Below are 10,446 nucleotides of genomic sequence, written 5' to 3'. Positions count from 1 at the left end.
AGCCAGCAGCACCGGATCAGCATCACGACCGTGCTGCACGCGTATCTGCTGCTGGAAAGCCGCGGGCTGCTCGAAAGCCGCCCGCAGTCCGGCTATTTCGTGAACCTGCGGCGCGACGACGGCCATGCGCCGGTGCGCGAGCTGCGGCCGTCGAAGCCGATCGCGATCTCGTCGTCGGTCGACGTGAGCCGGCTCGTGCTGTCGACGCTGCGCTCGATCGGCACCGACGACGCAGTGCCGCTCGGCTCGCCGTACCCGGATCCGAGCCTGTTCCCGTTCGAGAAGCTGAACCGCTATGCGTACGCGGCCGGCCGCGACAAGTCGCTGTGGGGCGTGACGGACGGATTGCCGCCCGGGCATCCGCGGCTGATCCGTCAGATCGCACGGCGCTACCTGGAAAACGGGATGTCGGTGGACCCGAACGAGATCATCGTGACGGTGGGCGCGACGGAGGCGATCAACCTGTGCCTGCAGGCGGTGGCGAAGCCGGGCGACACGATTGCGGTGGAATCGCCGACGTTCTACGCGATGCTGCACGCGATCGAGCGGATGGGGATGAAGGCGATCGAGGTGGCCACGCATCCGGAATACGGGATCGACATCGCGGCGCTGGCCGCGATCGCGAAGTCGCAGCCGATTGCCGCATGCATGGTGATGCCGAACTTCCAGAACCCGCTCGGCTTCCAGATGCCCGACGAGCGCAAGCGCGAACTGGTCGAGTTCGCCGCGAAAGCCGACCTGCCTGTCATCGAGAATGGCGTGTACAACGAACTGTACTTCGGCAACATGCATCCGAGCACGCTGAAGTCGTTCGACCGCCACGACATCGTGCTGCATTGCGCGTCGTTCTCGAAGAGCCTGACGGCCGCGTACCGGATCGGCTGGGCGCTGCCGGGCCGTTATCGCGAGCAGGTCGAGAAACTGAAATTCCTGAACACGCTCGCGACGCCGTCGCTGCCGCAGCTCGCGATCGCGGAGTTTCTCGAACGCGACGGCTACGAGCATCACCTGCGGCGGATTCGCAAGGCGTATGCGCAGCAGGCGAACCTGATGCGCACGATGGTGTCGCGGTTCTTCCCGGAAGGCACACGCATTTCGAGCCCGGCGGGTGGTTACGTGCTGTGGGTCGAGTTGCCCGTGCAGGTCGACGCGATGCGGCTGTACCAGCTCGCGCTGGAACAGGGCATCACGATCGGGCCCGGCTACATGTTCTCGATCGCGGACAGCTACCGGAATTTCATCCGTCTCAACTACAGCAGCCCGTGGTCGCCGGAGATCGAGCAGGCGGTCGTGACCGTCGGCAAGCTCGCCGCCTACTGCGTCGACTGACCGTACCGCCGCGCGTCGGGCGCGGCGCGTGGCGTCACGTCAGCCGGTACGACTGCGCGCCCGTTCCCGCGAGCGTGCCGCCGTCGACGATCAGGTATTCGTTGCGGATCGGCTTGCCGTCGAACCAGCACTGCAGGATTTCCAGCGTGCCGGCCGCATAGCGTGCCTGCGCGGACAGCGACGTGCCGGAGATGTGCGGGGTCATCCCGTTGAACGGCATCGCGCGCCACGGGTGATCGACCGGCGCCGGCTGGGGAAACCACACGTCGCCGCCGTAGCCCGCGAGATGCCCGGACGTGACCGCATTCACGACCGCGTCGCGGTCGACCAGCTTCGCGCGGGCGGTGTTGATCAGGTACGCGCCGCGCTTCATGCGCGCGATCATCGCCGCGTCGAACAGGTGCTCCGTCGACGGGTAAAGCGGGATCTGCAGGTTGACGATGTCGACGGCGCTCGCGAGCGACGCGGCATCGGCGTGATACGTGAGCGCGAGTTCCTGCTCGACCGACGCGTCGAGCCGGTGGCGCTGCGTGTAGTGCAGCTGCAGGCCGAACGGCTTCAGCCGGCGCAGCACGGCGAGCCCGATGCGTCCCGCGCCGACCGTGCCGAAATGCATGCCCTCGACGTCGTAGCTGCGCGACACGCAATCGGCGATGTTCCAGCCGCCTTGCTGCGCGATCGCATGCGACGGCAAGTAGTTGCGCACCAGCGCGAGCGTCGTCATCACCACGTGCTCGGCCACGCTGATGCTGTTCGAGCCGGTGACTTCGGCGACGGTGACATGCGCGCGCGCGGCGGCGTCGAGATCGACGTGATCGGAGCCGATGCCGGCCGTCAGCGCGAGCTTCAGCTTCGGCGCGCGGGCGATCCGTTCGGCCGTCAGGTACGCGGGCCAGAACGGCTGCGAGATCACCACGTCCGCTTCGGGCAGCCGGCGCTCGAATTCGGAATCGGGGCCGTCCTTGTCGCTCGTGACGATCAGCGTGTGGCCGTGCGCCTCCAGATAGCCGCGCAACCCGAGCGCGCCGGACACCGAGCCGACGAGTTCGCCGGGCCGGAAGCCGGGCGGGCCGGCCGGCGTCGGCGCGGTTTGCCCGTCCGCGTAGTGCGTGATGACCGGAATCGCATCGCGCACGTAGCGCGGCGGGTAGCCGTCGACCGGATCGGGGTAGAGCACGCACAGGACGGTGGCCATCGGGTAGCACTCCTGGTGAAGGGGGGAATGTGGCACGCGGATTGCGCAGGACGCGCGACGTGCCCTCGCAGGCAACGGGTGTGTTGCGCCGCAACGTTGATGACGTTCTACGCCCGTCATGGCTCGCGTACAAGCTACAGTCGGTGTTTGCGTGCGCTGCGGAGGCGTCTGTACCTGTTCTTTTCAAATGGGATGTCGATAATGGGATCGTTACCTGACTTTCCGGGAGCCACGTCATGACTGGAAGCGACGCTTCGTCGTCACGCCCCGACCTCACGCAGGGCATCGCGCTCGACGATCTCGCCGACGGCGCGATGATCGAGGGCCATGTCGGCGATACCGCGGTGCTGCTCGTGCGCCGCGCCGACGAACTGTTTGCCGTGGGCGCGCAGTGCCCGCACTACGGCGCGCCATTGGCCGACGGCCTGCTGGAGGGCGACACGATCCACTGCCCATGGCATCACGCGGCGTTCTGCCTGCGCACGGGCGCACTGCTGCGCGCACCGGCGCTCGACGGGCTCCCGTGCTGGCGCGTCGAACGCCGCGACGGCCGTGCCGTCGTGCTCGATGCGCGGCCGGCCGCCGCGCCTCCCGCGCTGAATGCGGCCGGGCTGCCTGCGTCGGTGGTGATCGTCGGCGGAGGCGCCGCTGCGATCGCGGCCGCCGTGACGCTGCGGCAGGCGGGTTATCCGCATCCCGTCACGATGCTTACCGCCGATGCCGATCCGCCGTACGACCGGCCGAACCTGTCGAAAGACTATCTCGCCGGCACGGCCGACGCCGACTGGCTGCCGCTGCGTGCGCCGTCGTTCTATACCGACCACCGGATCGATGTGCGGTGCGGCACGCGTGTCGCGCGGATCGACCCCGCGCGGCAGGCGGTCGAACTGGCCGACGGCAGCCGTGTCGGGTACGGCGCGCTGCTGCTGGCAACGGGCGCCGAGCCGAACCGGCTGAGCGTGCCGGGCGCGGATCTGCCGCACGTGTGCGTGCTGCGCTCGCGTGCCGATTGCGACGCGCTGATCGACAAGCTGAAAACGGCGCGCCGCTGCGTCGTGGTCGGCGCGAGCTTCATCGGGCTCGAAGCGGCCGCCGCGTTGCGCACGCGCGGGCTCGACGTGCAGGTCGTCGCGCCCGATGCGCATCCGATGGCACGCGTGCTCGGCGAAGCGCTCGGCGACACGATCAAGGCCCTGCACGAATCGCACGGCGTCGTGTTCCATCTCGGCGCGACGCCGGCGCGGATCACGCCGGACAGCGTGACGCTGTCGACCGGCGACGTGCTGCCGGCCGACGTCGTGTTGGTCGGCATCGGCGTGCAACCGAACGTCGCGCTCGCGCAGGACGCGGGGCTGGCCGTCGAGCGCGGCGTGACGGTCGACCGCTTCCTTCAGACGAGTGTGCCCGGCATCTATGCGGCCGGCGACATCGCGCGCTGGCCCGATCCGCTGACGGGCGAGCGCATTCGCGTCGAGCACTGGGTCGTCGCCGAGCGGCAGGGCATCGTCGCGGCGCACAACATGCTTGGCCAGCAGCGCCCGTTCGACGCGGTGCCGTTCTTCTGGAGCCAGCATTACGACCTGACGATCAACTACGTCGGGCATGCGGAGCAATGGGATCGCGTCGAGATCGACGGCGACCTCGGCGCACACGACTGCGCGATCGCGTACTGGCGCGGCGACACGCGGCTCGCGGTCGCGACGATCGGCCGCGATCTCGACAGCCTGAAGGCAGAAGCGGCATTCGAGCGGCAGATTGCAGCCGCATGACAGCCGCGTGACGACATGATTCGAACCCGGAGGCAAGATGAGTCCTGAAATCCGCGCACGTTTCGAAACCGAGTTTGCGCCGCGCATCGCGGCGCGCGTGCTCGGCCTGTATCAGCCTGGTGAAGTGCGCGTGGAAGTCGTGCCGCACGACGGGCAGGGGAGTCCGACCTGTGTGGACGTGATCGGCCTCACGTCGACGGTCGGGCTGCCGAACCGGTTGAACGCGCGGCTCGCGTGGCACGACGACGCGATCGCTGCGTTGCTGGCCGAGCCCGACCGCAGCCGCTTCGACCGCTATCTCGCGGCGCTGCCGGTCACGATCGAACGCTGGCAAATGGAATTGCCGGTCGACTTCAGCTCACGGACCCAGCGCGACCGCGAAATCCTGATCGGCGATCTCGATTTCGATGCGTGAAACGCGCGGCGCGCTGCCCGCCGACGATGCGGCGACGAACCGCGCGACGTTAGCGGTCGCGTGTCTTGACGATCACGCGGCCCTGGTCGATGCCGCCGCGCAGCGCTTCGTCGCACGTGAGCCATTCGGGCGTGACGAGTTCGGGCGCGGGCAGGTCGACCGGCGCGCCGTCGCGGAAGATCCGCACCTGCGCGACCCACGCGCCGTTTGCGTTGCGCGTCGCCTCGACGCGAATCTCGTGATCCATGAAGGTGTCGGTGGCTTGCATCGGTCGGGGCCCTCCGTCGTGCGTGAACGCGGTGCGTCGATCGTAGCAGCATGGCGCGCGCCGTGCACCGGAAACGAAGCGGAACCTGCGTGCGATTCGGCATGCGAAACGACGCGTGAGACGGGAGCGAACCTGTGGCCTTCGACCTGACCTTTTCGATCAAGGTGTTCGCGGCGCTGTTCGCGATCATGAACCCGATCGCGAACATCCCGGTGTTCCTGTCGCTGACCGAAGGCGCGGCGGACGGCGTGCGCCGCAAGGTCGCGCTGACGGCCGCGATCGGCGTGACGGTCGGCTGCATCGTGTCGGCCGTCGCGGGCGGCGCGATCCTGCACGTATTCGGCCTGACGATCGACGATTTCCGCCTCGCGGGCGGGCTGCTGGTGCTGCTGATCGCGCTGTCGATGCTGCACGGCGCGCCGAGCCGCCAGCATTCGCCGGGCGAGGACGAAGGCGCCGACCCGGCGGCGGCCGAGAGCGTCGCGATCTATCCGCTGACGATCCCGCTGCTCGTCGGCCCCGGCACGATCGCGACGATGATCGTGCTCGGGCACAGCGCGTTCTCGACCGGACAGGAACTCGCTTTCGCGCTCGGGCTCGCCGCGTTTCTCGTGCTGCTGGCCGTTTCGTTGCTGTCCGCGCCGCTGATCGGGCATTACCTGTCGCCGCGCGTGACGGCGGTGACCCAGCGCCTGATGGGGATGATCCTCGCGGCGATCGCGATGCAGATGATCGTCGCGAGCCTGAAGGCCGCGTTCGGGTTGCCGCATTGAATGCAATGCCGCGCCGCGGCGTGCCGTGCGGCAGTTCGAGCACGGGCGTTACGACGGACGCCGAATCCCGCGTGCGACACGCTGCAGCAGTGCGTCGAGCACGTTGATCTCGACGGGTTTCACGAGGTGCGCGTCGAAGCCCTCGCGTTCGGTGCGTGCGAGGTCGGACGCGCGCGCGTGGCCGGACAGCGCGACGCAGGTCGTGTCGCGCAGCGCGTCGATCGCGCGCAGTTCGTGCAGCAGCGTGAAGCCGTCGACGTCGGGCATCGTCAGGTCGAGGATCATCAGTTGCGGCGCGTAGTCGCGGGCGAGCGCCAGCGCATCGCCTGCGTTGTACGCGACGCGCGGCGCATGCCCCTTCACCTTGAGCAGCACGGCGAGCGTGTCGGCCGAGTCGCGGTTGTCGTCGACGATCACGATGCGCAGCGGCGTGGTGTCCGATGGCGCGTGCGCCGCCGGCTCGCGCACGCCGGCCTGCTCCGCACGTCCCGTCCGTGTAATCGGCAGCCGCACCGTGAACGTCGCGCCGTGCCCGGGCCCGTCGCTTTCCGCGGAAATCCGCCCGCCGTGCAGTTCGACGAACGTCCGGCAGATCGCGAGCCCGAGCCCGAAGCCGCCGGTCGGCGAGCCACCCGACGCGCCTCGCTGCTCGAACAGGTCGAAGATCGTTTCGAGCGCGCCGTGCGCGATGCCGACGCCATGATCGGTGACGCGGATGGCGACCACCGGCCCTTCCACCCGTGCGCCCACGTCGATCCGCCCGCCGTGCGGCGAGAACTTCGACGCGTTGTCGAGCAGGTTGTGCAGCACCTGGACGAGCCGTGCATCGTCGCCGTGCAGCAGCACGGGATCGGCCGGCAGGTCGACGTGGATGTGCTGCCCGCGCGCGGCCAGCTTCGGCTGGATGCTTTCGACGCCGCGGCACACGATGTCGCGCACGGCGACGGGGCGATCGTTCAGCTCGACCTTGCCGGCCGTGATGCGGCCGACGTCGAGCAGATCGTCGACGAGCCGCGTCAGTTGCCCGACCTGGCGATGCACGGCGTCGCGGCATTGCGCGAGCACGGGCGCCGGATCGGGCAGGCTCTGCAGCACGCCGATCGAATGGCGCAGCGGCGAGAGATGGTTGCGCAGTTCGTGCGCGAGCATCGCGATGAACACGCTGAGCCGGTGCGTGGACGCTTCGAGTTCCTCGAGCCGCTTGCGCTCGGTCATGTCCCGCGTGATCTTGATGAAGCCGCACAGGTGATTCTCGTGATCGTGCACGGGGGCGATCGTCACGCTCGCCCAGAACTGCGAGCCGTCCTTGCGCACGCGCCAGCCTTCATCCACGAAGTGGCCCCGCGCGGCCGCCTCGTCGAGCCCGTGCGACGGCCGGCCGGCCGCGATCGCATCGGGCGGATAGAAGCACGAGAAGTGATGGCCGACGATCTCGACCGCGCGATAGCCCTTGATGCGCTCGGCACCCGCATTCCACGTCGCGACATTGCCGTGCGGATCGAGCATGAACACCGCGTAGTCGGTAATCGAGCCGACGACCGTCTGGAAACGGAACTCGGCGAAGCGATGCACCAGGTCGCGCGCATCGGGTAAACCGGGCGGCGGATGGGAGCGAGGGGAGTCGTCGTCTTTCTTCATCGTGTGGCAGGTCGAAGACGGGCAGGCAAACGCTGCCCGGCCGCCGCCGGGCGCGCCGGCGGTGGCCACATCAAACGGATTGGCACCCCGGAAAGCATAAGGGAACTCAATTCGGCTGATCAATGGGCGCGCATCGCCCGTGCCGTCCGCGATCCCGGCAAGGGCATCCGTTCCGGGTGCGCGATGCGGCATGCCGATTGCACGCGCCTCCCGTCCGCATGCCGTGCCGCGGCCGCCCGGCCACACGTAGCGGCAAGCAGCGGCACGCCAGCAAGGAGGTCGACATGAACAGCACGCTGAACCCCGACAACGAACCGGCCGGCCCGGACGACGAGAACGCCCGTCGCGGCCGCGACGGCCGCGCGCTGGGGCCGGGCGACTCGTCCGACAGCGGCAGCGACACGGCCGGCGCGCGGCGCTATCCGTTCGACATCGATTCGCCGCTCGACGCGCATGCGCTCGAACGCGGCGATGCATCGCTCGACAGCGATACGGACCGCGCGGGTACCGGCGAACGCGCGTCGGCGGACGGCGATTCGACGCTCGAAGAAGGTGCCGATATCGAGCCGGATCGCACCGAGCGGCTGAGCGGGCCGGATCGCGACGACGCATCCGGGGAGCCGGACGATCCGGACGATCCGGACGATCCGGACGCCGGCGGCGGGCCATGACGCCCGGCACGCAAAAACTGCAATCGCATTGCAGATTGGCGCGCCCGGCAGCGGATCGACGGCGCGATGCGCATCCGTCGTGCGTCGGCAACGATATCGGCACGCGGCTTGCGTTCGAGCCGGCCGGCATGCGCCGTGTCGCGACCCGGCATGGGGCCGTGCGCGGCGCAGGCGCGAACAAGGAGAGACACGATGCAACGACGATATCCCGGACGGCACGGCGAGCGCGGCATCCCGGACGACCCGGCACGATGGCCGGAGGAAGACCCTGAATCGGCGCGCCGTCGCTCGGTGAGCGAGAGCGTCGGCGCGGAAGACTGGGGCAGCGAATGGACCGAGCGCGCCGCGCGGCCGGCGGACCAGCGGCGCGGCATGTCCGACCCGGGCCGGCAGGGCGGTGCGCGCCCGCCCGGATGGGAGGCCGAACGCGGCTACCGCGAACCGGGCCGCCGTGCGGAGGGCAGTGAAGGCCCGTACGGCAGCGACCGTCCGGAATTACGCGGTCATTACCGGATGGGCCGGTACGGCGGCGAGCACGACCGTGGCGACCCGCGAGACACGCCGCGCTACCGCAGCGACGCCGACCGCGACGCGCTGCGCCATCGCCGCGGGCCGAAAGGCTATACGCGTTCGGACGAGCGCATCCGCGAGGACGTGTGCGAGCGGCTCGCGCATGCGCTCGACATCGACGTGAGCGACGTCACCGTGCAGGTACAGGACGGCTGCGTCGTGCTGGACGGCACGGTGCCGTCACGCTGGATGAAGCACGACATCGAGGATCTGGCCGACGGCTGCATGGGCGTGCGCGACGTCGAGAATCGCGTGCGCGTGCACCGCGACGGCGAACACGATACGGGCATGGTGCTGCATCCCGACCAGCGGACCGTCACGCCGACGCTGCCGGCCGCGCGCGATCCCGAACCCGGCACCGTCGAACGCGACCGCGAGCGCAAGCCGCATCATTGACCGGCCGTGCAGAAACGGCGCGACCGCGGGCGGCGTGCGCATGACGACAACCCGCACGGCCTGACGCGGGCGCGTGTTCCGGTATCGATCGGTTCACGCGCGGCCGGGTCGCGCACCGTGCGACGACGTGGCAGCGTGACGGGCCGCGTTTACGGGGGCGTCGCATTCGACGGGCTGGTCGTGTCGGTCGCGCCGGTTGTGCCGGTTGCATTCGCGGACCCGGCGGCGTTCGTCGCGGCGCCGCCGTTCGCCGCATTGCGTTCATGCTCGGGCAGCAGCGCGAGACGGTTGTACAGCGTCTTCAGGCTGATGCCGAGCGCTTTCGCGGTGCGCGGCTTGTCGCCGTTGAAATGCCGCAGCGACGCGACGATGAAACGCTGCTGCGTATGCGCGAGCGTCGTGCCGAAATGCAGCGTCATCGCGTTGTGGCGCACGTCGTCGCGCGGCAGCAGCCGGCGCGGCAACTGCAGGTCGATCTGCTCGTCGGCGAGGATGAAGGCGCGCTCGAGCGCATTGCGCAGCTCGCGCACGTTGCCGGGCCACGAATACGCGCGCAGCGCCTTCATCGCCTGCATCGACAGCCGCTTGCGCGTGCGGTGCCGCGCATTCAGCCGCTCGACGATCTGCAGCGCGATGTCGTCGACGTCGTCCTCGCGCTGCCTGAGCGCGGGCACGTGCAGCGCGACCGGCGCGATCCGGTAGAACAGGTCCTCGCGCAGCCGGCCGCTGCGCACGGCCTCGACGGGATCGTGATGGGTGGCCGCGACGATGCGCACGTCGAGCGGAATCGGCTCGTGACCGCCGACGCGGACGATCGTGTTCGATTCGAGCGTGCGCAGCAGCTTGACCTGCAGTTCGGCCGGCATCTCGGCGATTTCGTCGAGAAACAGCGTGCCGCCGCGAGCGGCTTCGAACATGCCGACATGCTGGGCGATCGCGCCGGTGAAGCTGCCTTTCTCGTGCCCGAACAACTGCGACTCCGCGATATCGGGCGGGATCGCGCCGCAGTTCACGGGGACGAATGGCCCGCGCCGGCGCGGGCTCAAGTCGTGCAACAGCCGCGCGACGATGTCCTTGCCCGCGCCGCTTTCTCCGACGATCAATACGCTGATGCGCGTCGCGGCCACGCGCGACACCTTCATCAACAGGGTCTGGATCGAACGCGAGCGTCCGGACAGACGCTTGCCGTCATCGACGGATTTCGACATGACGTGATATCGAATGGGGAAGATTTGACCGACTATGACCCAGGCACACGAAAAAGCGACACGTTATGCGCCGTTATTCATGCGCAAAGCATACGTGTTATGTCGCCGCGGCCGCATTGAATCTCGCAATGCATGCCGCGCGGGCGGATAGATTTATTCGATGAAGGGCCGATGCGCGACGTCGCTCTTCTATACTGCTAAGCGATTCCTTCGT

At 68.9% G+C, this 10,446-nt stretch carries 10 protein-coding genes; 6 read left to right on the top strand and 4 right to left on the bottom strand.

The window, feature by feature from the left end; genetic code table 11:
• Positions 1-1,329: PLP-dependent aminotransferase family protein (locus ABY44_RS35620; RefSeq protein WP_431643533.1), on the top strand; the 1,329-nt coding region annotated here is incomplete at its 5' end.
• 34 nt (positions 1,330-1,363) lie between these two features.
• Here the strand turns inward: ABY44_RS35620 and ABY44_RS35615 are convergent.
• Complete coding sequence (locus ABY44_RS35615; protein ID WP_060173606.1) at positions 1,364-2,524, bottom strand: NAD-dependent formate dehydrogenase; 1,161 nt, start codon at positions 2,522-2,524, stop codon at positions 1,364-1,366.
• Between the two features lie 236 nt (positions 2,525-2,760).
• On the opposite strand from ABY44_RS35615, the gene ABY44_RS35610 reads away from it, so the two are divergent.
• Positions 2,761-4,293, top strand: coding sequence for an FAD-dependent oxidoreductase (locus tag ABY44_RS35610; RefSeq protein WP_060180736.1), 1,533 nt, complete (start codon positions 2,761-2,763; stop codon positions 4,291-4,293).
• A 37-nt stretch (positions 4,294-4,330) separates the two neighbouring features.
• Positions 4,331-4,708 (top strand): DUF5594 family protein, encoded by a 378-nt coding sequence (locus ABY44_RS35605; protein ID WP_060173604.1) that lies wholly within the window; start codon positions 4,331-4,333, stop codon positions 4,706-4,708.
• Between the two features lie 49 nt (positions 4,709-4,757).
• Here ABY44_RS35605 and ABY44_RS35600 read toward each other — a convergent pair whose 3' ends face one another.
• Positions 4,758-4,976, bottom strand: a complete 219-nt coding sequence (locus tag ABY44_RS35600) for a DUF6566 family protein (RefSeq protein ID WP_034189953.1) — start codon at positions 4,974-4,976, stop codon at positions 4,758-4,760.
• A gap of 134 nt (positions 4,977-5,110) precedes the next feature.
• Here ABY44_RS35600 and ABY44_RS35595 point away from each other — a divergent pair, with 134 nt between their 5' ends.
• On the top strand, positions 5,111-5,749 hold the full coding sequence (locus tag ABY44_RS35595; protein ID WP_027792504.1) for a MarC family protein: 639 nt from the start codon (positions 5,111-5,113) through the stop codon (positions 5,747-5,749).
• Between the two features lie 48 nt (positions 5,750-5,797).
• Here the strand turns inward: ABY44_RS35595 and ABY44_RS35590 are convergent, their stop codons facing one another.
• Positions 5,798-7,387, bottom strand: coding sequence for a PAS domain-containing hybrid sensor histidine kinase/response regulator (locus ABY44_RS35590; RefSeq protein WP_060173603.1), 1,590 nt, complete (start codon positions 7,385-7,387; stop codon positions 5,798-5,800).
• Positions 7,388-7,671: 284 nt separating this feature from the next.
• Here ABY44_RS35590 and ABY44_RS35585 point away from each other — a divergent pair, with 284 nt between their 5' ends.
• Complete coding sequence (locus ABY44_RS35585) at positions 7,672-8,058, top strand: hypothetical protein (protein ID WP_060173602.1); 387 nt, start codon at positions 7,672-7,674, stop codon at positions 8,056-8,058.
• 192 nt (positions 8,059-8,250) lie between these two features.
• A complete protein-coding gene (locus tag ABY44_RS35580; protein WP_060173601.1) occupies positions 8,251-9,024 on the top strand; it encodes a BON domain-containing protein in 774 nt (257 codons plus the stop codon).
• 149 nt (positions 9,025-9,173) lie between these two features.
• Here the strand turns inward: ABY44_RS35580 and ABY44_RS35575 are convergent, their stop codons facing one another.
• Complete coding sequence (locus ABY44_RS35575; RefSeq protein WP_060173600.1) at positions 9,174-10,232, bottom strand: sigma-54 interaction domain-containing protein; 1,059 nt, start codon at positions 10,230-10,232, stop codon at positions 9,174-9,176.
• Positions 10,233-10,446: the final 214 nt, after the last annotated feature.

This window comes from Burkholderia sp. ZZQ-2, assembly GCF_050768715.1.
Classification (GTDB): Bacteria; Pseudomonadota; Gammaproteobacteria; order Burkholderiales; family Burkholderiaceae; genus Burkholderia; species Burkholderia cepacia.
The sequence above is the reverse complement of the archived record's forward strand: the minus strand, read 5'-3'. Positions and strand labels throughout refer to the sequence as shown.

Excerpts from the sequence above, each read along its gene's own strand:
- ABY44_RS35615 (WP_060173606.1), bottom strand. The coding sequence starts at position 2,524 with ATGGCCACCGTCCTGTGCGTGCTCTACCCCGATCCGGTCGACGGCTAC.
- ABY44_RS35610 (WP_060180736.1), top strand. The coding sequence starts at position 2,761 with ATGACTGGAAGCGACGCTTCGTCGTCACGCCCCGACCTCACGCAGGGC.
- ABY44_RS35605 (WP_060173604.1), top strand. The coding sequence starts at position 4,331 with ATGAGTCCTGAAATCCGCGCACGTTTCGAAACCGAGTTTGCGCCGCGC.
- ABY44_RS35600 (WP_034189953.1), bottom strand. The coding sequence starts at position 4,976 with ATGCAAGCCACCGACACCTTCATGGATCACGAGATTCGCGTCGAGGCG.
- ABY44_RS35590 (WP_060173603.1), bottom strand. The coding sequence starts at position 7,387 with ATGAAGAAAGACGACGACTCCCCTCGCTCCCATCCGCCGCCCGGTTTA.
- ABY44_RS35585 (WP_060173602.1), top strand. The coding sequence starts at position 7,672 with ATGAACAGCACGCTGAACCCCGACAACGAACCGGCCGGCCCGGACGAC.
- ABY44_RS35580 (WP_060173601.1), top strand. The coding sequence starts at position 8,251 with ATGCAACGACGATATCCCGGACGGCACGGCGAGCGCGGCATCCCGGAC.
- ABY44_RS35575 (WP_060173600.1), bottom strand. The coding sequence starts at position 10,232 with ATGTCGAAATCCGTCGATGACGGCAAGCGTCTGTCCGGACGCTCGCGT.